This window comes from Pseudomonas vanderleydeniana, assembly GCF_014268755.2.
In the GTDB taxonomy this organism is placed as follows: Bacteria; Pseudomonadota; Gammaproteobacteria; order Pseudomonadales; family Pseudomonadaceae; genus Aquipseudomonas; species Aquipseudomonas vanderleydeniana.
This window is the reverse complement of the sequence record NZ_CP077093.1, coordinates 6399664-6423220: the sequence shown is the minus strand read 5'-3', so window position 1 is coordinate 6423220 and position 23557 is coordinate 6399664. Positions and strand designations below refer to the sequence as shown.

The following is a 23557-nucleotide window of genomic DNA, read 5'->3' as shown; positions in this document are numbered from 1 at the left end:
ACGGTTCGGTGACTGTACCGCCTACCGTTGGGTAACTTTTTTGCGGGTGATCGCCCGTTGGCTGACGCCGGTTTCCCGTCAGCCGGCACGGGGTTTGCTCAAGCATTGCCAGCCATCCGCTGCCGGTGTCGTGGAACTGGACAACCGGCAGCGGCGGCGGCATCGTCAGGGCTACGGCCAGCCGGGCTGGCGATGATGTACGGATTCTGGCGGGAGCGAACATGGCACGGCATATTCAAATAACAACGGCTACCGACCCATGGCACGAAACGAGACAGGCGCGTCTCAAATTGCTACACGAGGGCGAGGTGCCCAACGGTCTGCTGCGCGACGAAATCCACGCGTCCTGGCGCCGTAGTCTTGGGCACGGGCTCAGTTGCCTGGAGCATGAGCCGTCCTGTCACAACCAGTACGGCGACCTGTCGTTGCTGCTCGACAGCAACCGCCTGCTCATCGATGCGGCGACGCCGGAGCTGGAGTACCTGGTCAGCCAGCAGGGCAAGGCCGGGCTGGTGATCCTCGGCGACGCCCAGGCCAACATTCTCGCTCTCGAAGGCCAGACGCACCTGTTGAAAGACTTCGGCCTCAACGACCTGCGCCCCGGCAGTTGCTGGAGCGAGTCGCTGCGGGGCACCAACGCGCTGGGCACGGCGGTGCTGGAAGGCAAGCCGACGCTGATCAACTGCGGCGAACACTACCTGGACCGCCTCAGCCGATTCTCCTGCACCTCGGTGCCGATCCGCGATCCGTCGGGCCAGGTGATCGGCGTGCTCGACGTGACCCGCGACGGCGTGATGAGCCAGCCGCAGGACAACCTGGCGACCCTGCTGCTGGCCGCCAGCAATATCGAAAGCCGGCTGTTCGCCCGCTGCTACCCCGAGCACCTGGTGCTGGCCTTCCATTCCCGTGCGCAGTATCTCGGCTCCGCCTGGCACGGCCTGCTGGCGCTGAGCCTGGACGGCGAGGTGTTGGCGGCCAACCAGCAGGCCTGCGACCTGCTGGAAATCAGTCGGGAGAAACTGCTCGGCCGGCGCAGCAGCGATCTGCTGGGCAGCCGCTCACAGCAATTCATCGCCCGCCTGTTGCAGGGTGGTGTCAGCAGCGTGCAAACCGCCAAGGGCGAGTTCTACTTCCGGGCCCTGCAGGTCCCTCGCACCACCAGCCTGCTCGGTGTGCAGCCGACGCGCAGTGCGCCACCCAAGGCCAACCTGCTGGAAGACCTGGCTGCCGGCGACAGCCGCTTCGCCCGTAGCCTGAACATGGCCAGCAAGGGCCTGGCCGGCGAACTGCCAGTGTTGCTGCTGGGCGAGACCGGCACCGGCAAGGAAGTCGTGGCCCGTGCCCTGCACCAGGCCAGCGGGCGGGCCGACAAGCCGTTCGTGGCCGTCAACTGCGCGGCGATTCCCGAAGGGCTGATCGAGTCCGAACTGTTCGGCTATCGCGACGGCGCCTTCACCGGCTCGCGCAAGGGCGGCATGGTCGGCCGGCTGATGCAGGCCCACGGTGGCACGTTGTTCCTCGACGAAATCGGCGACATGCCGCTGACCTTGCAGGCGCGCCTGCTGCGTGTGCTGCAGGAGCGCAAGGTGGCGCCGCTGGGCGCTGGCGAAGAACAGGACATCGACATCGCCGTGATCTGTGCCACTCACCGCGACCTCAAGCGGCTGGTGCAGGACAGGAGCTTCCGTGAAGACCTCTACTACCGGGTCAACGGCGTCAGCCTGCGCCTGCCGGCGCTGCGCGAGCGCGGCGAACTGGGCGGGATGATCGCCCTGGTGCTGGAAAAGCTTGGTGCCGCCCAGGTGAGCCTGGACAAGGACCTCGCCGAACTGTTCGCCGGCTATGACTGGCCCGGCAACATCCGCCAACTGGAAATGGTGCTGCGCTCGGCCCTGGCCATGCGCGAGGCCGATGAAACCGTGCTCGGCCTGGATCACCTGACTGACAGCCTGCTCGACGAACTCACCGCCAACTGCCGCCAGCCCGGCAGTGTGCGCGAGACCGAGCTGGAACTGATCCGTGCGGCGCTGGAGCGGCACCAGGGCAATGTCTCGGCGGCGGCGGATGCCGTGGGCATCAGCCGGGCCACCCTGTACCGCAAGCTCAAGCAACTGCGTACCTGATGATCGCGCTGCTGGCTCGGCTGGTCGACACCCACAACCCGGCGCTGCTGCGCCAGGCACTGGCCTGGCTGTACGGTTTCGTGCGCCCGCATTTGCGTGCCGTGGCGGCGTTGCTGGGTTTGTCGCTGTGCGCCTCGCTGCTGGTGCTGGCGCAACCCTGGCTGACCAAGACGCTGATCGACGACGGCCTGCTGGCCCGGGACTTCCCGCGGCTGGTGCAGGTGGCCGTGGCGATGATCCTGGTCGGCATCCTCGGCACGCTGCTGGGCGGCATCAATCGCTACCTGCACACGCGGTTGTCCGGGCGCATCCTGTTCGCCCTGCGTGACGATCTCTACGGCCACCTGCAAACCCTGTCGCCGGCCTTCTACGGGCGACGGCGCATCGGTGACCTGATGTCGCGCCTGGATGGCGACATTGCCGAAATCCAGCGATTCGCCGTCGACTCGCTGTTTGGCGCTGTGTCCGCGGTGATCGGCCTGGCCGGGGCGATCGCGCTGATGCTGGCGCTGTCCTGGCAACTGTCGCTGCTGCTGGCGGTGCTGATTCCCTTCGAGGTGCTGTGGCTGCGCTGGATGCGGCGCAAGGTCGAGCGTGATGCCCGCGGCTTGCGCGAGCGTTCGGCGGACCTGTCGTCGTTCCTGGTCGAAACCCTGCCGGCGATGAAATTCATCCAGGCCGCCGGCCAGCAGTCGCGCGAGGCGCAGCGGCTGCACGGGTTGGGGCAGGGCTATCTGCACCAGTTGCTGAAGTTGCAGGTCACCGAGTTTTTCACCAACGCGGTGCCCGGCACGCTGACGTCGCTGTCGCGTGCCAGCGCCTTCATGATCGGTGGTTACTGGGTGGTGCAGGGCAGCTGGCAACTCGGCTCGCTGATCGCCTTCTCCACTTACCTGGGCATGGCTGTTGGCCCGGTGCAGAGTCTGCTCGGTATCTATGTGGCGATGCAGCGGATGAGCGTCAGCCTCGGACGCGTGATGGAACTGAAGAACGAACCGGCCGAGGTCAGCCAGGTGGCGCAGCCGATGCCGCTGCCGGAGGGACGCGGCGAGCTGCGGCTCGACGGTGTCTGGTTCGCCCATGCCGAGCGCGCCGAGGCGGTGTTGCGCGGTGTCGACCTGCGGGTCGCCGGCGGGCTCAAGGTCGCCATCAGCGGCGCCTCGGGTGTCGGCAAGTCGACCCTGATCGACCTGCTGCAACGTTTCTATGACCCCAGCCAGGGACGCATCCACCTGGACGGCTGCGACCTGCGCGAACTGGACCTGGCCGAGTTGCGCCGGCGTATCGCCGTGGTCAGCCAGGACATCGTGCTGTTTCGCGGCAGCCTGGCCGACAACCTGGCCTATTCGGCACCGCACGCCAGTCGTGAGGCGATCCGGCAAGTGGCGCAGTTGGCGCAACTGGACAGCCTGATCGACGGCCTGCCGCAAGGCCTCGACAGCCAGCTCGGCGAGCGCGGCCAGCAGTTGTCCGGCGGCCAGCGGCAGCGGATCGCGATCGCCCGGGCCCTGCTGCAGGACCCACTGATTCTGGTGCTGGACGAAGCGACTTCGGCGGTGGACGAAGCCACCGAGCGCGAAGTGATCAGTGCCATCGACCGGCTGTTTGCCGGGCGAACCCGTATCCTGATCAGTCACCGGGCCTCGACGCTGATGCAGGCCGACCTGCGCCTGCACCTGGCGGACGGGCAGCTCAGGCCGTTGGGTGAAGAGGTGCTGAAGCATGGCCAATGACCTGCTGGTCGGGCTGGTCGATAGCGGGCACGCCTCGGAGCAGGCGTCGCTGATCCACGCGGGGCAGCGTTTCTGGTTGGAGGATGAGCAGCTTCGGCAGGGGCCGTTGCACACCGACAGCCTCGGCCACGGCGCGACCATGATCAGCCACCTGATGGCCGAGGCCGGCACGGCGCGCCTGTGCCTGGCCCAGGTGTTCGGCCGTCGCGGGCAGACCAGTGCCATTCAAGTGGCTGCCGCCATCCACTGGCTGATCGGGCAGGACGTGGCGCTGATCAGCCTCAGCCTCGGTTTACGCCAGGATCGGCCAGTGCTTCGACAGGCCTGCGCCGCCGCGCATGAGGCGGGCATTGTGCTCTGTGCCTCCAGCCCGGCGCAGGGCGAGGTGGTGTTCCCCGCAGCCTACCCGGGTGTGCTGCGCATCACCGGCGATGCCCGTTGTGCCGCGGGGCAGTGGTCCTGGCTGGACAGCGCCCAGGCCGAATTCGGTGCCTCGGTGCGGGCGGGCAACGGCATGGCCGGCGCCAGTGTCGCCTGCGCGGCACTGGCCGGGCATATCGTTGGCTTCCTGCAACGTGAGCCAGGGGCTGGCCGCCAGGCAGTCATCGACCATTTGCGCCAGGGCGCGAGTTTCGTCGGCCCGGAACGCCGTCGGGTGGCGCCGTGAGCATCCTGGTACTGGGCGCCGGCCCGGCGGGCGCAGCCGTCGCGTTGGGGCTCAAGCGGCTGGGTTATCCGGTGCGGGTGATCAGCGATTGGCGGCGCTTCGCGGCGGTGGAGGGCGTGTCGCAGCGCGTCCTGGATGGCTTGCGCCAGGCGGGCCTGGTGCGAGCGGTGGCCTGTGCCAACCCGGCTTCGCCGCGTCGGGTGCAGTGGAGTGGCGAGGAGCGCGGGGTCAATCAGGAGTTCCTGATCGATCGCACGGCCTTTGACCGAGCGCTGCGTGTCGATCTGCTGGACGCCGGCGTCGAACTGGTCGAGGCGCGGGTGAACGCGGTCGAGACCTCGGTCGATGGGCACCGGGTGCAACTGGACAACGGCGACACCCTGCACGGCGAATTCCTCGTCGAGGCCCGTGGGCGCCAGGCGCCGCTGGCCGGCAAGCGCCGGCGTGGTCCGGAAACCCTCAGCCTGCTCAACCGCTGGCAGGCGCAGCCCGGTCGGCCCGCCTCGGCGATCCAGAGCCTGGCCGACGGCTGGGCCTGGATGGCGCGGCTGGCCGATGGTCGTTGCTACTGGCAACTGACCCTGGATGCCGCCGCCGAGCTGCCCGGCAAGGCGCAACTGGCGCACTGGTGCGCACGGCGGCGTGGCGAATCGGCATTGGTGCGCGAGCTGTTTGGCGACGAGGCATTGCAGCCGGCCGAGTTGCACGCTCGCAGCAGCACGGCAATCGTGCTCGATGACGTCAGCGGCCCCAACTGGCTGCGGGTTGGCGATGCGGCGATGGCGGTGGACCCGCTGTCCGGCAATGGCATTTTCCAGTCGCTGTCCTCGGCGTTGCAGGCGCCGGCCGTCATCAACACCCTGCTGCGTTATCCACAGCGTGCCGAGCTGGCGCGAGGGTTCCACCAGCAGCGGGTCGAGCAGTTGTTCCTGCGCTTCGCCCGTACCGGTCGGGATTTCTACGCCTTGGAGCAACGCTGGGCCGAGCAGCCGTTCTGGCGAACCCGCAGAGCCTGGCCGGATGCCGAGCCGATGCACGCGGCGGCGGATTTCGCGCAGATGCGCGTGGTGTCTTCAGCGGTGGTCCGTGGCGATTCGATCGAGGCGGTCGAGGTGGTGGTGACGGCCGACCAGCCCCTGGGCATCTGGCACTTGCAGGGGTTGGAGCTGGCGCCTTTGGTGCGGGCGCTGCAAGCCGGCACGGTGCTGGATGAAGTGCTGCTGCGGGTGCCCGTCCCGCAGCAGCCGATGTTCCGCGCCTGGCTGGTCAGCCAGGGCATGGCTAGGTCACGCTGATCAAAGCTTGATCAGCACCGACTTCAGCTCGGTGTAGTGCTCGATGGCCGCCGCACCCATCTCACGCCCCACGCCGGACATCTTGTAGCCGCCAAACGGCAAGGTCGGGTCCAGTGCGCTGTGGCAATTGACCCACACCGAACCGGACTTGATCCGCGGGATCATCCGGTGCACCGCCGCCAGGTCGTTGGACCAGATGCTCGCACCCAGGCCATAGCGGTTGTCGTTGGCCAGGCGCACGGCTTCGTCGAGATCGTCGAACGGCATCGCCACCAGCACCGGGCCGAAGATTTCCTCCTGCACCAGGCGATGTTGCTGGTCGACGTCCACCAGCACCGTCGGCTTGACGAAATAACCCGGCCCGAACGCCTCGCCACCGCAGGCGATGGTGGCCCCGGAGTCACGGCCGATCTCGATGTAGTTGCTGACCCGCTCCTGCTGCCGTGCGGAAATCAGCGGGCCCATGGCGACGCTCGGGTCGAGGCCGTTGCCCAGCTTCATGCCGTTGGCGATATCGGCGATGTCGGCGACCACCCGGTCGAAGTGCTTGCGGTGCACATATAACCGCGAGCCGGCGCAGCACACCTGGCCCTGGTTGAAGAAGATCGCGGTGGCGGCGCCGGCGGCGGCTTCCTGCAGGTTGGCGTCTGGCATGACGATAGTCGGCGACTTGCCGCCCAGTTCCAGGGTCACGCGGGTCATGTTGTCCATGGCCGCCTTGCCGATCTGCTTGCCGACCTCGGTCGAGCCGGTGAAGGTCAGCTTGTCCACGCCCGGATGCTGGGTCAGCGGCACGCCGGCGTTCAGCCCGGTACCGGTCACCAGGTTGAACACGCCGGCCGGGTAGCCGGCCTCGATCACCAGCTCGGCCAGCTTCAGCGCGGTCAGCGGTGTTTCGTCGGCCGGCTTGAGCACGATCGTGCAGCCGGTCGCCAGGGCCGGGCCGAGCTTCCAGCAGGCCAGCAGCAGCGGGAAGTTCCAGGCGACGATGGCGCCGACCACGCCCACCGCCTCGCGACGGACGAAACCGTGGAACTGGTCGTCGGGCATCAGGGGCAGCGAGGCGTCGACGGTGTGACCTTCGATCTTGGTCGCCCAGCCGGCCATGTAGCGCAGGAAGTCGATCGCCAGCTGCACGTCCATCACCTGGGCCACGGCGGCGCTCTTGCCGTTGTTCAGGCACTCCAGCTCGGCCAGCTCCCGGGCGTCGCGCTCCATCAGGTCGGCCAGGCGCCACAGCAGGTTCTGCCGCTCGCGCGGGCGCATGCGGCTCCACGGCGAGTCGTCGAAGGCCAGGCGCGCGGCACGCACGGCGCGGTCGACATCCGCTGCCGCGGCCGATGGCACCTCACCGAGCACTTCGCCGGTGGCCGGGTTGCGAAAGCTCAGGGTCTGGCCGCTGGTGGCGTCGACCCACTGGCCGCCGATCAGCATCTTGTGCGGACGGGCCAGGAAGTTGCGGGTTTGGGGAAGTATCGGCAGTTCGGCAAGCATGGTGTGTCCCTCTGTCTTTTTAGTTGAGAAGGACTTTCGCAACCGCCATGCCAAACCCGGCTGTTAGTTTAAGTGCATGAAATGGCTGCACTTATTTCAACTTGATGGACAGCGGGAGATCGGCGGGCTGTTGCACTTTGAGACGCCTTGAGACACGGCTGGGACAGCCGTCGTGGCGGGTGTGGCCGGTTGTCTCAAGTTGGAACAGCCTGTCGCGAAATTAAACGCCGCAGCGGCTTTGCGGGGCCCGGTGAAAACCGCCTGGTAGAACTTAAGTAGTTGAGCTGAAAGTGTTTTCAGGAAGTGGCACGCAATATGTATTTGCTGTTTCAGCTGCACCGACAGGCACAATCATAAGAAAAAACTGTGGAGGTCTGATCTTGAAAACCACTCGACACCGGCATCGCGCAGCGAGCCTGGTCCTGGCCACGGCATCCTTGCTGCTGTGGACCCTGGCACCAGCCGCGGAGGAGGGCGAAACCCTCCTCCAGAACAAGTGCGTGGGTTGCCACCTTCCCGAGGGCAAAGATTCCTACAGCCGCATCAGCCACCAGCGCAAAACCCCGGAAGGCTGGCTGATGAGCATTGCGCGCATGCAGACCATGCACGGTCTGAAGATCGAGGACGACGAGCGCCGTACCCTGGTCAAATACCTGGCCGACAAGCAGGGCCTGGCGCCGAGCGAGACCGACGGTGTGCGCTACGCCATGGAGCGCCGGCTCAATACGGTCGAACACTTCGACGAACCGCTGACCCAGATGTGTTCGCGCTGCCACTCCGGTGCGCGTATCGCCCTGCAGCGACGTCCGGCGAAGGAGTGGGAACACCTGGTCAACTTCCACCTCGGGCAGTGGCCCTCCCTCGAGTACCAGGCCCAGTCGCGCGACCGTGACTGGCTGGACATTGCCCTCAAGCAGATGGTGCCGGACCTGGCCAGGCGTTTCCCGCTGGAAAGCCAGGCCTGGACCGACTGGCAGAAGAGTCGCCCGGCCGCCAAGACCCTGGCGGGGCAGTGGAGCTTCAGCGGCCACATGCTGGCCAAGGGCGACCTGCGCGGCCTGATGACCGTCACCGCCGAGGCCGGCGACACCTTCAAGGTCGAGGTCAAGGGCCAGTACGCCGACGGTACGCCGTTCACCGGCAGTGGTTCGGCAATCCTCTACAACGGCTATGAATGGTGCGGCAACGTGAAGATCGGCGACACCCACATCCGCCAGGTGTTCGCCGCCATCGACGGCCAGATGAAGGGCCGGATGTTCGAGGCCGAGCACGATGAGCGCGGCATGGACTTCAGCGCCGCGAAGGACGGCAGCAGCCAGTTGCTGGCCGTGCAGCCGGCCTACCTCAAGGCGGGCAGCGAGGCTGAACTGACCCTGGTCGGTAATGGCCTGGGCGGCACGCCAGACTTCGGCCCCGGCGTCGAAGTGCTCAAGGTGCTGGAGGCCACGCCGCAGCAGGTGCGGGTACGGGTCAAGGCGGCCGTGGATGCGCCGGTGGGCGTGCATCCGGTCAGCCTCGGCGCGCTCAAGGGCGGTGAGCTGTCGCTGTACCAGGCGATCGCCCAGGTGAAAGTGGTGCCCGAGTTCTCCGTGGCACGTATCGGCGAGAACGGCGGCTCGACGCCCAAGGTCCAGGGCCGTTTCGAGGCCGAGGCCTGGGGCAAGGGCGCCGACGGCCAGCCGTACCGCATCGGCTACCTGCCGGCGAAATGGTCGGTGGCGCCGTTCAACGAGCGCGCCAAGGACGACCAGGACGTCAAGTTCGCCGGCGTGATGGGCAAGGACGGCGTGTTCGTGCCGGGCGGTGCCGGGCCGAATCCGCAGCGGCGGATGATGACCAACAACGCCGGCAACCTGAAGGTCATCGCCGAACTCGAAGACGGCGGCCAGAAGGGCGAAGGCCACCTGATCGTCACCGTACAGCGCTGGAACAACCCACCGTTGCCATGACGGCACACCGCTCCGGACGGCGGGTGCCGTCCGGGGTTGCAAGGTCGATTGGGCTGTTTCCCCGGAGGTCGCCATGGGCGCAATCTTGAATCTGGTCGAACGCAACCTGCACGAAGTGCGGGTGGATGCCGACCGCGTGCTGTTCCATATCCCCAGCAGTTCGCTGTTCGCCACCGATGCCGTCACCGGCGGCATCATCGATGTGCTGCGCGAGCAGAGCTGTTCCCCCGAAGACCTGGTGCAGCGCCTGGCCGGGCGTTTCGCCAACCAGGAAGTCAATGAAACCCTGCGTGAGCTGATCGCGCTGGAAGTGGTCAGCGACGGCTCGCCGCTGACGCCGGAAATCGGCATCCGCAAGGTCGAGCGCACCGCGCTCAACACCGTGGTGCTCAACGTCAACACCGGCTGCAACCTGAGCTGCACCTACTGCTACAAGGAAGACCTCGACAAGCCGTCGGCCGGCAAGCGCATGGGCGCGGAAACCGCCGAGGCCTCGGTGGAAATGCTGTTGCGCGAATCGCCCGACGAGCAGCGCTACAGCGTGGTGTTCTTCGGCGGCGAGCCGCTGTCCAACCGGCCGCTGATCGAGCACATGGTCGACTACTGCGAGCGGCGCTTCGCCGAGGCCGGCAAGCAGGTGGAGTTCATCATGACCACCAACGCCACGCTGCTCACCGAAGAGATCGTCGACTACCTCAATGCCCACCGCTTCGGCTTGTCGGTGAGCATCGACGGGCCGAAGACCGTGCACGACCGCAACCGCATCACCGTCGGCGGGCAGGGCACCTACGACGTGGTGCGGCGCAAGGTCGACCTGCTGCTGTCGCGCTACCGCAGCCGGCCGGTCGGCGCACGGGTCACGCTGACCCGCGGCATCACCGATGTCGAGACCATCTGGAACCACCTGTTCAACGAACTGGGTTTCGCCGAGGTCGGCTTCGCCCCGGTCACGTCTGGCGACATGGCCGACTTCAACCTCACCGGCGAGGAACTGGTGCAGGTCTTCGCCAACATGAAGGCCCTGGGCCGGCGCTACCTGGAGGCGGCGCTGGAGCACCGCAACATCGGCTTCTCCAACCTGCACCAGCTGATCACCGACATCCACGAGGGCCACAAGAAGGCGCTGCCGTGCGGTGCCGGGCTGAAGATGCTGGCGGTCGACCACAAGGGCGAACTGAACCTCTGCCACCGCTTCACCGGCTCCAGCCTGCCGACCTTCGGCAACGTGCACAGCGGGGTGAAACAGGCCGAGCTGAACGACTTCCTGTCCCAGCGTCTGGACCGCACCGACACCGGCTGCGACAGCTGCCGCATCCGCAACCTGTGTTCCGGCGGTTGCTACCACGAGAGCTATGCGCGCTACGGCGACCCGGCTCACCCGACCTATCACTACTGCGAGCTGATGCGCGACTGGGTGGACTTCGGCATCGAAGTCTACAGCCGCATCATGGCCGTCAACCCGGCCTTCATCAGCAGCTACATCTCCCCGCGGAAGGCGCACTGACATGAAACACCTCAAGCCGCTCAACCAGAAGGCCCAACTGCTCGAACAGGCAGCCGCCGAAGATCGCCTCGAAGACGTCGTCGCCATGAACTCCGTGGCCGGCTGCACCGCCACCACCGACCCGGGCTGGGAAGTCGACGCCTTCGGTGGCGTGGCCTCGCTCTGCCAGCCGATGGAAGCCGACCTCTACGGCTGCTCCGACCCTTGCTGGTGGCCGGCCCAGGTGCCGGACATGATGAGCACCTACCAGGACTGGAACGCCAGCGCGACCGACTCCCTACAGGACTGGCGCAACCTCGGCACCGTATTCCCGAAAGACAAATGACCGGCGAGCAGAACAATAAGAGGGAACCACTGATGAAACTCCAAGCCATCGCCACCCTGGCGACCGCTGTCGCCGGGCTCGTCCTCGGCGCCCACGCCTGTGCGGCGGAGCCGGTCGGGCCGGCCCTGAAGGCCGGTCACGAATACCTGATCGCCACCAACTACCCGAACAACCTGCACGTGGTCGACCTGGCCACCGACCGCCTGTACAAGAGCTGCCGCCTGCCCGACGCCTTCGGCCCCGGCACGGCGATGATGGCACCGGACCGCAAGACGGCGTTCATCCTCAACAACCACTACGCCGACCTCTACGGCGTCAACCTTGATGACTGCAGCACGGTGTTCCACGCCCAGCTCTCGCAGAAACCGGGGGAGAAGGCCCGCTCGATGTTCTCCTTCGCCGTGAGCGCGGACGGCAAGGAGCTGTACACCACGGTCAACCCGACCCTGATGCTCAACGACCACTACGAAGTCCAGCCGCCGCGCCTGGACGTGTACCGCATCGCCGACGGCCTGGACGCCAGGCCGGTGCGCAGCTTCCCCATGCCGCGCCAGGTCTACCTGATGCGCGCGGCGGATGACGGCAGCCTGTACGTCGCCGGGCCGGACATCTACAAGATGGACGTGCAGACGGGCAAGTACAGCGTGGCGGTCGCTGGCCGCAACTGGAACCGACCGCACTACAGTGCCCCGGACGTGCTGTATTTCTGGCCGCACCAGACGCCCAACCACCAGTTCTCGATGCTCTACACCACCGCCAGGTTCAAGGACGACAAGCAGGACCCGGAAACCGCCGACCTGATCTACGGCTACCTGAGCATTGACCTGAAAACCGGCAAGAGCGTGGTCCAGGACTTCGCGCCTTTGACCGAACTGTACTTCACTGGTCTACGTTCGCCGAAGGATCCGAACCAGATGTTCGGTGTGCTCAACCGCCTGGCCAAGTACGACATCAAAAAGCAGAAGTTGCTGAAAGCGGCCGACCTCGACCACACCTACTACTGCGTGGCCTTCAACACCCAGGGCAGCAAGCTCTACCTGGCCGGAACCTTCAACGACATCGCCGTGTACGACCCCGACAGCCTGAAAAAGCTGAAGAACATCAAGCTGCCCGGCGGCGACATGGCGATCACCACGACGCAGGTCTTCGTGCGCTAAACGTTCAACCACGCGGCGGGAGCGAGCGGGCTCGCTCCCCCAGGCAAGGCCTCCCCGCCAGGACGGCAGACAACAACAAGATCGAGGGGACACCATGACTTCACCCAGCTACACCCGCGGCCAGCAGGACAAGCCCCTGCTGACCCTGACCATCGGCGCCGCATTCGACCAGACCGTGGCACGCTTCGCCGAGCGCGAGGCGCTGGTGGTGCGCCACCAGCAGGTGCGCTACAGCTGGGCGCAACTGGCCGAACAGGTCGAGCGCTGTGCCCGTGCGCTGCTGGCGATCGGCATGCAACCGGGCGACCGCCTCGGCATCTGGGCGCCGAACTGCGCCGAGTGGTGCATCAGCCAGTTCGCCAGCGCCAAGGTCGGCGTGATCCTGGTCAACATCAACCCGGCCTACCGCGTCAGCGAACTGGAATACGCGCTCAAGCATTCCGGCTGCCGCTGGTTGATCTGCGCCGACGCGTTCAAGACCAGCGACTACCACGCCATGCTTGGCGAACTGCTGCCGGAACTGGCCGGCAGCGCCCTGGGCGCCTTGCACAGCCGCATGCTGCCGGAACTGCGCGGCGTGATCAGCCTGGGCCGCAGCCCGGCCGCCGGCATGCTCGGCTGGACGGCGCTGCAGGAGCGCGCCGAGTGTGTCGCCGTCGAAGACCTGCGCGCCTGCAGCGCCCAACTGCAGTTCGACGAACCGATCAACATCCAGTACACCTCCGGCACCACCGGCTTCCCCAAGGGCGCGACCCTCAGCCACTACAACATCCTCAACAACGGCTACATGGTCGGCGAAAGCCTGGGCCTGACCGAGCAGGATCGCCTGGTCATCCCCGTGCCGCTGTACCACTGCTTCGGCATGGTCATGGGCAACCTCGGCTGCCTGACCCACGGCAGCACCATGATCTACCCGGGCGACGCCTTCGACCCGCTGACCGCCCTGCAGGCGGTGGCCGAGGAACGCGCCACCGTGCTGTACGGCGTGCCGACCATGTTCATCGCCGAGCTGGACCACCCGCGCCGCGGCGAATTCGACCTGTCCACCCTGCGCAGCGGCATCATGGCCGGCGCCACCTGCCCGATCGAAGTGATGAAGCGGGTGATCGGCGAAATGCACATGGCCGAGGTGCAGATCGCCTACGGCATGACCGAGACCAGCCCGGTGTCGACCCAGACCGCCGCCGACGACGACCTCGAGCGCCGCGTCGCCAGCGTCGGCCGTACCCAGCCGCACCTGGAGAGCAAGATCATCGACGAGGCCGGCCGCATCGTGCCGCGCGGGCAGATCGGCGAACTGTGCACCCGCGGCTACAGCGTGATGCTTGGCTACTGGAACAACCCCGAAGCCACCGCCGAAGCCCTCGACGGCGCGCGCTGGATGCACACAGGCGATTTGGCGGTGATGGACGAGGCGGGGTACGTGAGTATCGTCGGGCGCAACAAGGACATGATCATTCGTGGCGGCGAGAACGTGTATCCGCGGGAGATCGAGGAGTTTCTGTTCCGGCACCCGGCGGTGGCGGACGTGCAGGTGATCGGGATACCGGATGAGCGGTATGGCGAGGAGATTGTGGCGTGGGTGAAGTGTCATCCGGGGCATAGTGCGGGGGATGAAGAGTTGAAGGCGTTCTGCAAGGGGAAGATTGCGCACTTCAAGGTGCCGCGGTATTTCCTGTTTGTTGAGGCGTTTCCGATGACGGTGACGGGGAAGGTGCAGAAGTTTCGGATGCGGGAGATGAGTTTGGAGCGGTTGGTGGGGGAGAGGGTGGGGTGATGTGAGGAACATGACGTGTCGCTATTTCCGGGTTTTAGCGACACGTTTTTGGCTTATGTCGTTGGCAGCGACATAAGCGATTCTCCTTTCTCGGTGGTGGCTTGCCGATGCTTCGTAATGAGTAGAAATAGCTTTCAAAATGAACTTACTTTTCCTACGTGATTTAGGCGTGGGAGAATGTTGTGTGTGCCGATGACCGTGCCTACATTCCTGAGGTCGCTGCAAATTCAGCGATACGGGTTTCGCAGCCCGGCGATCAGTCAGGCGCACAGCGCCGCGTTAGCGGCTTTTTCATGTCTGCTTTATGGTGGGCTGTGCGCAGGAGGCTTATGCCTGCCGGTTTTTCCTGACTGACCGGTCTGCGAACCTGCGTACAGTTCGCCACCCTTGTGTCGCAGCGAGCGTGGAGATCCCCTATCACAGTCAGGAGATTTGCCATGGTTAAGAAAATCACACCAGATCCGCCGCCCTGTTCCGATGACCCTGTTAGCCCGACACGGCCCGATGCGGCTCGTTTGCTTGATACCCTCACGTTAACACTGTCCAAAACCGTCAATCGCGCTGATCCGCTTTGTCCCTCGATTTTTGCTATCCAGCCTGGGGTTACGGCTCATGATGCGTTGAGCTATGTGTCGAAATTGCTGGAGGTTGCCGAGCTGAATGGGGATGAAATCAGCTTGCATGAGAACCCGGTGGAGCGGACGTTGTTCTGGGGGATGTTGCATTCGGTGGAGATGGCGAAGGCTGTGGTGGATGCGTTGCTGGAAGGATCGCCGCCGCCGTTGGATGTTTGATTTATCAACGTAAGCATGAAGCCGCCTCAGTGGGGCGGCTTTCGTCGCAACTGTCATAGGGCGTCTGCCAATGACTTCTAACCTGCGCCGTTGACGTTCGTGAGCAGAAACTGCTGCAGCGCCGGATCGACCGCGTACAGCACAACCCCTCGACGAGCCCTTGTGAGAAGTACGTAATAGATGTTGCGAATGACTTGTTCGCGTACGGCAGGATCTGTTCGCATATTGCTCAGTCTCCTGTCCGCATTGCAGCTTGAGTCAATTTCGATTCGACCACTTCTCAGGACGATGTCCGGCCCAAGAATGACTCCCACATAGTCATACTCAAACCCTTGTACCGTGTAAATGGCACCCACTTCCTCGTGGTATCCGACGAGTTGATTCCACTCCTTGAATGCCATTTTCTGGTTCCAGCGGGCCTGCCATGGCCCAATATGGATGTCCGTGCCTACTCCGGGCGTGCGCTCCGTCTGCCAGTGCCAGCAGTAACCCGCCACGATGCGGCTTGATGCATTTCCTTGAGCTTGCTCTCTTAGGTGGTCCTCCATGACCTGAGGGGATTCAGCCACCTGCACTGAGAATTCCGGGACTGATGAATACGCCTGGGTTGCTGCTCCGAACACTAGGTCGTAGACCCAATCCACATAACTGTTGGCGCCACGACATCTCAACTGCTCGTCCAGGACATGGGTTATCACGTGGTAACCACGCGCATTGGCCATTTGCTGGAGATCACCGCTGCGGCAGTTCTCCTCTGGACTGATCCATTGAGAATCATCGATGAAAAAGACAATGAGGTGCTTGTTGTCCATCAAGCCTGCGGCCGTTGCTTTTGTCAGGCGATGGGCTTCATCGACGACGAGATAAGGAGTGACCGCCCTTCCATTTACCGCGAAGTCCAGGCCTTTTATGCACTGGCCGATAGCGGCTGACTTGACGTAGTACTTGGGATTCTTGCCCAGCCTCATGAGGTGCTGCACAAGCTTCATGGCGAGAACGGTTTTTCCGGTGCCGACCAATCCGTGGATGATGACGCAAGTGTTCGTCTGGACCTGTTGCACCAGTGGCGCAATCCTTTTGAAAGCATGCGTTTGCTGGCCAGTCGCCTTGAAGAGGTCACTGCAATTGAGTTTTTCGCTGAAATTCAGGATGAACGCGTCCGAGTACTTTCTCTGTGGCGAGGTCAGGTGCGCAAGTGCCTGTGTAGGACGCTTAAGTCGGGATAACAGCAGTGCTGCATCCTGTTCCCCATGGTTCAGAGAGCGGAGCAGGGAGCTGCTGACATGTGAGCTGAACTCATTGGCACGCAACACTTCCTCTTTCGGTTTTTCCTGGTAGTTATGAAGAAAAACCAGCGTGTTGATGGTGGGCTTGAAGTCTCCGAAGTTGAGCGCATGTTCCAGCGCCGATCGGTAGATATTCACTTGCTCACAGGGGTGTTTGCTTGGGTAGGGTTCGGACGCCGCGACTTCCAGCCAGGTCAGGCCGTGATTGGCGCGCAATTTCACAGAGCCTTGTGTCCATTGCTTCAACTCAATGACGATGATTTCCAGCCCCGCCTCACTCTCGCCGAGCAGGATGCAATCGGCACGTTCAGAGCCAATCGGCATCGGGTACTCGATCAGGATATGACCTTGGAGTGGCGGTTGCTGTTGCAGGAGCAACTTGGCGAGTTCAGGGAGGGAGTTCCTCCAGGAGCGGACTTCGGATTCTGATAGTTCCGAATCGGGAAACGTCAGGGCGAAGTCCTTGCACAGTCTTTCGATAAACTCCGGCTTTGCTGCTTCCGAGCAGAAGTCTTCGATCTTGAGGGTCGCAAGAGCCGCCATTGTCACCACTCCATACCGAATTCATGAGCCCGTGCCAACGCGTCAGGTGCACGAGGTGGGTTCCAGGCGAGGTTGCTGGTTAATTGCTCAAGGGCTAGGCGGGTGGTTTCGACGGGCTGGGAGGTGGCAGCAATGGTCACGAAGATTCCTGTGGTGTTGAGCAGGCGAAGATGCGATGGCCACTATTTCGCCTTCATTTCGGATGCTCGACACCTTACTTCCTACAGGCATGATGAGGAAGTGCGTACGACATTTCTCTGTTAGTTGAGAGGGGATTCATTGGGCCCGAGGGGCCCAAATGAGAGCCATTGCACTAGGCCAAGAGTGCGCGGGAACGAGCGGAAGTATCCGGCTTGCGTACGAGCAACCGTTCGCGGAAGTACTGGGCCGTTTCTTCATCTGTGCAGTACAGGTAACAGCCCTTCATCCCGCGGGTCATCAGGGTCCTGTAGGTGTTCTTGATAATCAGGTCGAGTAACTGCCGTATTTTTTCCGGCTCGGCTTTCATGAGCTTCTTGTAGCCGTAGACCGAGCGATCGTTCTTGTCACGTTGCTCCGGCACCGTCACCACATTGCCGCCTCGAATGATCAGGTCTGGGCCGATGATCACTCCGATGTAGTCCACTTCCAGACCCTGGCAAGTGTGGATGCAACCCACCTGTTCGACAGAGTTCTGCGCAATGATCCAGCGCTTCTCATCTTCTTCCAGGTTCCACTGGCGGCGGTAGTGCTCACCAATGACGATATCGTCGTCGCTTGCCCGCTTCTTGCTGTTCCAGGGCCAGCAATAACCGGCGACAACGCGAGCCTTGTTATTACCGTTCTTGCTCTGGATCGCCGCATGCATGGCTTGCGGCGTGTCGAACACCTTGAACTCGTATTCCTCGGTGTCGAGATGCCGGTTTGCTGTTTCCCGCACTTGGAGTGCATTGTCGAGCCAGGCCAGGTAACCATCCGATCCGCTGCAACGGAATTGCGAGGTGAGAACGTATTCCTCGACCTCGGCACCGCGTGTCTTGGCAAAAGCGCGGATGGCTTCGCGATTGCCGATATCTTTCAGCGTGACGCGCTGGTCTTCGTCGATAAAAAAGATCGTGCAGTTCGCGGCATTGATCAGTTCCTTGATCTGGTTATCGCCTTTCTGGCCGTAGAGATCGCTCTTCTCGGTCAGGCGATGGGCTTCGTCCACCACCAAAAAATCGAATGCGCTGGTGGGGGACTCCATGAACGAGCCGGAGCCGGTAAACAACTGCGAAAAGTGGCTGCGGGGCAGGGCGCCGGTCAGCTTGCTTTCGTACACCTGCCGAGGGGCGGAGTTTTTCGATACGTATTTGCCCACCAGCCCGCGACTGGTGAGGTTGACCAGCAGGTTGAGTGCCACCACGGATTTGCCGGTACCCGGACCGCCCTCGATGATCACCACTTTTGGGCGCTCCGTCGAAGCGCCTGCCGCGGCGGCCATGCAGTTTTCATGGATTTCTTTCTGGTCGTCGATAAGAACGAACTCGGCCTGCTTCTTCAGCAGTTTCACCAGCGAGTCGGCTAGAGCCTTCGATGGGCGAATGGGGCTCGCCATCAGTTCATGCAGGACGCTCTTTTCATCGCCCTTGGCGATGTGCTGCTTGATGAACGCCCGCATACGGGCCAGTTCATCCCTGCCTTTCATGAATAGCGGGGCCTTGCTGATGTAGGCCTGGTAGTGCGGCCCATCGATGACATCATCTGGCGTGTAGTTGTGCAGATAGGCACAGGCATGCACTTGGATGCCGCCGGAATACACGGCCTCGTTGAAACCCTCCAGCAGCGAGGCATACGACCAGGCCTGATAGGACGGGTGCACGGTTTCCCGGATCTTGCGGCCCAGGAGGGTTTTGACAATGGCGTCCTTGGATGTCGCACTGGCTTCAGCCCATTGTTTCAGCTCAACCAGCACCACGTTTTGCTTGCCGCTGGCATCCAGGCCGGTCAGGGTGATATCGATGCGCTTGGAGGTCTGCGGTATGTGCAGCTCAATGGCCACGCCGATGTCATTGGGGATTTCTTCGTCGCGCAACACCCGTGACATGGCTCCGAGAGAGTTCTTCCAGGCGTTCATTTCTGCGGCTGCGACGATCCGGCCGGTGGCTGACTCGAAACTACGGAGGATCACGTCCTCGATGTCGTCGTTATCGTTGTCTTTCTGAAACTGCTGTTTGGTCGCTTCGTAAACGATCAAGGTCCTTCTTCCTTACTGGAGCCGGGCAATCAGAGTTGGTCGTATTTCTTTGCGCTGTTCCGAGCCTTCTCGACCGGGTACTTCTCGCCGTTGAGTTGCAGCTTGCGTTGGGCGGCGGCGTTCAGATCGACGCCAAGCACTGAGGCCAGGCGCACCAGATACATGAGCACGTCAGCCAGCTCTTCCTCGACGGCTTGGGCTGTTTCGGGCGTGCGAGCGGCGGTCCTGGAAGCGTCTTCGGTGAGCCATTGGAAGATTTCGGTCAATTCTCCGACTTCGCCGCTCAGGGCCATGACCAGGTTCTTGGGGGAGTGGAACTGGGCCCAGTTACGGTCGCTGGCGAATTTTTCGAGGGCTTGAGCGAGTCGGGTGGTGTCGATGAGCTGGGTAGAGGCGGCGGTGAGAGTGGTCACGGAGGTGTCCTATGGTGTTGAGCAGGCAAGGACGGGAGGGCCAGTGTTTTGCCTTTACTACGGATGCTCGACACCATACTTCCTACAGTCGGTATGAGGAAGTGTGTGCGACATTTCTTTGGGGTATGAGGGAAATTGTTGAGTTTGTTTCGGCATGACCTGCTTGAGCAAGGCTGGAAATGAAGAAATAAATTTGTCCCCATTCCCACCCGTCCCCATTTCCCATTGGAGTAGTTGGCGCGGTTTCGAGGGCGATGGCGTTTGGCTGCGGCTTGCTTCGGGTTGGATTGGCTGGAGGGTTTACAGCGAGAATGGGAGGTTCTTGCTGTTGGCGTATTCGCGGGCAAGCCCGGCTCCTACAGGGGGCGGGGTATGGGGCGAAAGGCCGAGTCGGGCGAAAGGCAAACGCCAGAAACAACAAAGCCCGCACAAGGCGGGCTTTGTTTGCTTTGTTTTGGTGGAGCCGGGGGGATTTGAACCCCCGTCCGCCAGTACTCCGCTGTCGGTCCTACATGCTTAGCCGTGTCTATTGAGTTAACCCTCAGCGACCCGACGGGCAGGGTGCTTTGGGCGAGTTGTGTAAGTTTTAGCCACTTCGTCCACAACGTACTACGCGGCGATTCTGTTCTATATGACAATCATTTTGGGTTTACAGACATCCCCTGATGATTGCTGGACCCGAAGGTGCCAGGAGTGCATGTCAGCTGCAGTTAAGCAGCGAGAGCAGCACCGTATTGGTCGTCATTGGCAACTATAGAAGTTGCAACAGTGGATTTACGAGTTCTGTTACCAACTCGGCATGCACCTAGAGTTTCGCAACCAGCGTCGAATCCAAAACGGCCCCGAACCGGCTTACTTCTCAGTAGGCAGGGCCAGTGTACGCCAATGTGGCTCGAAAGGCCATCCCAACGCATGGCACCACGCTTTCGCTAGCCGCCTTTCTGGCTGTTCTGGATCTGCTGGATCGCGCGCTGGGTGATGGAGATGCACTCCTTGGTGCCCTCGGAGGTGTTCTTCGCCTGGGCGGCCTGGGCCTGCTGCACGCTGTTGGCGATCTCGCCCTGCAGGTCGGCGGCGATGATGGTGGTCTTGGCGTTGCTGATGGTCTGCAGGTTGGTGGTGCACAGGTCTTTCTCGCCATCGGCGAAGGCCGGGGCGGCAAGGAGTGCGGTGACAACGAACAGGCCGGGCAGTACGGAACGTTTCATGTGGATCTCCTTGAACCTGGGGTTCAGGCTGCGAGGTTGCCGAAGTGGCAGGGAGGCCCCTATGGGCGGGGCCTGCTCAATAGACTTCGCGGGGTGTTCAAAGGTTCTGTTTTTGTTGAGCGCGGTGGGGCTGTGGGCGCGTGGCTTGCCGGCGAAGGCGTCTTCCAGATCGCTGAAAGCTTCGCGGGCAAGCCTCGCTCCTACAGGGGAGTGGTGGGCGTTAGAGCGGTTTGGGCTGGGTGACCCGGTCGACCAGGTAGACGAGGCCGTGGTAGTCGATGCCGCCGTGCTGGCTCAGGCCGATTTCGCAGGTGCGGCTGGTGGAGATGCCTTCTTCGCAGTACTGCACCGCGTCCTTGAGGGTGCGCAGGGAGTGGGCGTTGAGTTCCGGGGTGGTGAAGCCCTTGTCGCCAGCGAAGCCGCAGCAGTGGATGCCTTCGGGGATCACTACGTTTTTGCTGCAGCGCCGCGCCAGGTCGATCAGCGCCTGGCTTTCGCCCAGGTGCTGGGTGCTGCAGGTCACGTGCACGGCAATCGGCGCGTCCTGCGGGGTGAAGGTCAACTTATCCACAAGGTGCGTGCGAATGAAGCGCACCGGGTCGTAGAGGTCGAGGCGGCTGTCGCCCAGGTCCTGGACCAGGCGCAGGGTGCACGGGCTGGTGTCGCAGTAGATCGGGTCGAGGCCGCCGCGGCTGGCGTGCAGCAGGGCGCCGATCAGTTCCTGGCGCTTGTGTTCGGCCTGTTCGGTGTAGCCCTTGGAGGCGAACGGCTGGCCGCAGCACAGTTGGTCGGTGTTGTCCGGGAACACCACCTGGTAGCCGGCCTTTTCCAGCAGCGCGCGGGTCTTGTCGAGCAGTGACATCTGTTCCTTGTCGCCAGCGGCCGGGCCCATCACCCGCGAGACGCAGGCGGCCAGGTAGACCACCCGTGGGCGTTCGTCGTTGACTGTCGGGCTGAAGCGCACGGCCCGCTCCGGTTGCGGCATGGCATTTGTCCACAGGGGGGCGCGGCCTTTGGACAACCGGGTCAGGCCGGCCGACAGCCGCGCCAGGCGCGGCGCACCGAGCAGCATGCGTGCGCCATTGGCAACGTGCAGGGTGAAGCGGGCGCCTTGCAGCGAGGTGGCGAAGTGGGTCGCCAGCCAGTCGGCGCGCTTCACGTGGGTGGCGTCGCGAGCGCGCAGTTTTTTCACCAGCTCGCCGGTGTTGATGCCCACCGGGCAGCGCTGGGCACACAGGCCGGTGGCGGCGCAGGTATCGATGCCCTGGTAGTGGTAGGCGGCTTCCAGCTCGGTGGTGTCGACGCCGGCACGCTTCTTCGCCTGGATGTCGCGCCAGATGACGATGCGCTGGCGCGGGCTGAGGGTCAGTCCCTTGGACGGGCAGACCGGTTCGCAGAAGCCGCACTCGATGCATTTGTCGACGATTTCGTCGGCGGCCGGCAGCGGCTTGAGGTTCTTCAGGTGAATCTGCGGGTCGTCGCTGAGCACCACGTCCGGGTTGAGGATGCCCTGGGGATCGAGCAGGCGCTTGATCGACCACATCAACTGGTAGGCGTCGCTGCCCCATTCCTGTTCGACGAAGGGCGCCATGTTACGCCCGGTGCCGTGTTCAGCCTTGAGCGAGCCGCCGAACTCGACGGCCACCAGTTGCGCCACGTCATCCATGAACGCCTGGTAGCGGGCGACTTCCTCGGCGCTGTTGAAGCCCTGGGTGAAGACGAAATGCAGGTTGCCCTCCAGGGCATGGCCGAACAGGATCGCTTCGTCGTAGTGGTGCTTGTCGAACAACTCGATCAGGCGGTTGACGCCGATGGCCAGTTGTTCGACCGGGAAGGTCACGTCCTCGATGATCACCGTGGTGCCGGTCTGGCGCACGGCGCCGACGGCCGGGAAGGTGTCCTTGCGGATCGCCCAGAGCCTGGCGTTTTCCGCTGGGTCTTCGGTGAAGTCGACCTGTTTCTCGACCGGGAAGGTCGTCAGAGAGGCCATGATCTGTACCAGTTGTTCGTGCAGCAGCGACGAGCTGGCGGCGCGGGACTCGATCAACAGGGCACAGGCGTTGTTCGACAGCTCGCGGACGAAGGCCGGCATGCCGGGCTTGTCCTGCACCGAGCGCAGGCTGCGGCGGTCGAGCAGTTCGACGGCGGACACCGGCTGGCGCTTGAGCACGGTGACGGCGGTGCAGCAGGTTTCCACGTCGGGGAAGACGATCAGCGCCGAGGCCTTGTGCGGGTGGTCGACCACGGTGTCGTAGGTGACGGCGCTGATGAAGCCGAGGGTGCCTTCGGAGCCGACCAGCAGGTGGCTGAGGATATCCAGCGGTTCGTCGAAATCCACCAGGGCGTTGAGGGACAGGCCAGTGGTGTTTTTCAGGCGGTACTTGTGGCGGATCTTCGCGGCGAGTTCGCTATTGGCGCGAGTTTCGCGGGCCAGGCTCGCCAGCTGGTCGAGCAGGTCGCCGTGGCTGCCGCGGAAGGCGGCGACGCTGGCCGGGTCTTCGGTGTCCAGGCGGCTGCCGTCGGCCAGCACCAGGCGGATGCCGGCCAGGGTGTGGTAGGTGTTCTGCGCGGTGCCGCAGCACATGCCGCTGGCGTTGTTGGCGACGATGCCGCCGATCTTGCAGGCGTTGATCGAGGCCGGGTCCGGGCCGATTTTGCGGCCGAAGGGTGCCAGCCAGGCATTGGCCTGGGCGCCGATGACGCCGGGTTGCAGGCGGATCTGCTGGCCCTGCTGGCGAATCTCGCGGCCGTTCCAGTTGTCGCCGAGGACGATCAGCACCGAGCCGCTGATGGCCTGGCCGGACAGGCTGGTGCCGGCGGCGCGGAAGGTCACTGGGACCTGGTCGCGGCGGGCCAGCTGGAGCAGGGCGACCACTTCGTCTTCGGACTCGACGCGGATCACCAGTTTCGGGATCAGCCGGTAGAAGCTGGCGTCGGTGCCGAAGGCCAGGGTCGAGAGCGCGTCGTCGAAACGGCGCTCGCGGGGAATCAGCTGTTCTACCGAATGGAGGAACGGGGTGGGCAGGCTCATGCAAACTCCTAACGAGGCCGTTGGCATCTGGCGTGCCCTGGCC

16 protein-coding genes and 1 other RNA gene are annotated in these 23557 nt (G+C 63.6%); 10 read left to right on the top strand and 7 right to left on the bottom strand.

Annotated elements, in window-relative coordinates; translation table 11 throughout:
* The first annotated feature begins 221 nt into the window (after nucleotides 1–221).
* Genes HU752_RS28890 through qhpG form a run of 4 tightly spaced genes read left to right on the top strand, consistent with a single transcriptional unit; the run spans nucleotide 222 to nucleotide 5818 of the window.
* A complete protein-coding gene (locus HU752_RS28890; protein ID WP_186683034.1) occupies nucleotides 222–2123 on the top strand; it encodes a sigma-54-dependent Fis family transcriptional regulator in 1902 nt (633 codons plus the stop codon).
* Nucleotides 2123–3856 carry an ABC transporter ATP-binding protein gene (locus HU752_RS28885; protein ID WP_186683032.1) on the top strand — a complete coding sequence of 578 codons (1734 nt, stop codon included), beginning with the start codon at nucleotides 2123–2125 and terminating at the stop codon, nucleotides 3854–3856. Before HU752_RS28890 ends, HU752_RS28885 begins: the two co-directional genes overlap by 1 nt.
* On the top strand, nucleotides 3846–4523 hold the full coding sequence (qhpE, locus tag HU752_RS28880) for a subtilisin-like serine protease QhpE (RefSeq protein WP_186683030.1): 678 nt from the start codon (nucleotides 3846–3848) through the stop codon (nucleotides 4521–4523). The genes HU752_RS28885 and qhpE overlap by 11 nt, the downstream gene beginning before the upstream one ends.
* Nucleotides 4520–5818 carry a flavin-dependent monooxygenase QhpG gene (gene qhpG, locus HU752_RS28875; protein WP_186683029.1) on the top strand — a complete coding sequence of 433 codons (1299 nt, stop codon included), beginning with the start codon at nucleotides 4520–4522 and terminating at the stop codon, nucleotides 5816–5818. Before qhpE ends, qhpG begins: the two co-directional genes overlap by 4 nt.
* On the opposite strand, the gene HU752_RS28870 is transcribed toward qhpG, so the two are convergent.
* Nucleotides 5819–7312, bottom strand: a complete 1494-nt coding sequence (locus HU752_RS28870) for an aldehyde dehydrogenase family protein (protein WP_186683027.1) — start codon at nucleotides 7310–7312, stop codon at nucleotides 5819–5821.
* Between the two features lie 380 nt (nucleotides 7313–7692).
* Here HU752_RS28870 and peaA point away from each other — a divergent pair, with 380 nt between their 5' ends.
* The 6 genes from peaA to HU752_RS28840 all read left to right on the top strand — a co-directional run bounded on the left by peaA (nucleotide 7693) and on the right by HU752_RS28840 (nucleotide 14818).
* Nucleotides 7693–9261 carry a quinohemoprotein amine dehydrogenase subunit alpha gene (peaA, locus tag HU752_RS28865; RefSeq protein WP_186683024.1) on the top strand — a complete coding sequence of 523 codons (1569 nt, stop codon included), beginning with the start codon at nucleotides 7693–7695 and terminating at the stop codon, nucleotides 9259–9261.
* A gap of 73 nt (nucleotides 9262–9334) precedes the next feature.
* The gene (gene peaB / locus HU752_RS28860) at nucleotides 9335–10765 is read left to right on the top strand and encodes a quinohemoprotein amine dehydrogenase maturation protein (protein ID WP_186683023.1); all 1431 of its coding nucleotides are present in this window, start codon (nucleotides 9335–9337) and stop codon (nucleotides 10763–10765) included.
* Nucleotide 10766: 1 nt separating this feature from the next.
* A complete protein-coding gene (qhpC, locus tag HU752_RS28855; RefSeq protein ID WP_186683021.1) occupies nucleotides 10767–11090 on the top strand; it encodes a quinohemoprotein amine dehydrogenase subunit gamma in 324 nt (107 codons plus the stop codon).
* 32 nt (nucleotides 11091–11122) lie between these two features.
* The gene (gene peaD / locus HU752_RS28850) at nucleotides 11123–12247 is read left to right on the top strand and encodes a quinohemoprotein amine dehydrogenase subunit beta (protein ID WP_186683019.1); all 1125 of its coding nucleotides are present in this window, start codon (nucleotides 11123–11125) and stop codon (nucleotides 12245–12247) included.
* Nucleotides 12248–12341: 94 nt separating this feature from the next.
* Nucleotides 12342–14024: an AMP-binding protein gene (locus tag HU752_RS28845; protein WP_186683016.1), complete on the top strand. Its 1683-nt coding sequence runs from the start codon at nucleotides 12342–12344 to the stop codon at nucleotides 14022–14024.
* A 437-nt stretch (nucleotides 14025–14461) separates the two neighbouring features.
* On the top strand, nucleotides 14462–14818 hold the full coding sequence (locus tag HU752_RS28840; RefSeq protein WP_186683014.1) for a hypothetical protein: 357 nt from the start codon (nucleotides 14462–14464) through the stop codon (nucleotides 14816–14818).
* Nucleotides 14819–14895: 77 nt separating this feature from the next.
* Here HU752_RS28840 and HU752_RS28835 read toward each other — a convergent pair whose 3' ends face one another.
* The 6 genes from HU752_RS28835 to HU752_RS28810 form a co-directional block, all read right to left on the bottom strand.
* Nucleotides 14896–16647 (bottom strand): DNA/RNA helicase domain-containing protein, encoded by a 1752-nt coding sequence (locus tag HU752_RS28835; protein ID WP_186683012.1) that lies wholly within the window; start codon nucleotides 16645–16647, stop codon nucleotides 14896–14898.
* Nucleotides 16648–16960: 313 nt separating this feature from the next.
* Nucleotides 16961–18862, bottom strand: a complete 1902-nt coding sequence (locus HU752_RS28830) for a DUF2075 domain-containing protein (RefSeq protein WP_186683010.1) — start codon at nucleotides 18860–18862, stop codon at nucleotides 16961–16963.
* 29 nt (nucleotides 18863–18891) lie between these two features.
* Nucleotides 18892–19242: a nucleotide pyrophosphohydrolase gene (locus tag HU752_RS28825; protein ID WP_437182391.1), complete on the bottom strand. Its 351-nt coding sequence runs from the start codon at nucleotides 19240–19242 to the stop codon at nucleotides 18892–18894.
* A 488-nt stretch (nucleotides 19243–19730) separates the two neighbouring features.
* Nucleotides 19731–20119: a transfer-messenger RNA gene (ssrA, locus tag HU752_RS28820) on the bottom strand.
* An 85-nt stretch (nucleotides 20120–20204) separates the two neighbouring features.
* Nucleotides 20205–20483, bottom strand: coding sequence for a PA2433 domain-containing protein (locus HU752_RS28815; protein WP_186683006.1), 279 nt, complete (start codon nucleotides 20481–20483; stop codon nucleotides 20205–20207).
* Nucleotides 20484–20703: 220 nt separating this feature from the next.
* Entirely contained in the window at nucleotides 20704–23514 is a 2811-nt protein-coding gene (locus HU752_RS28810; RefSeq protein ID WP_186683004.1) for an FAD-binding and (Fe-S)-binding domain-containing protein, read from the bottom strand.
* Between the last annotated feature and the right edge of the window lie 43 nt (nucleotides 23515–23557).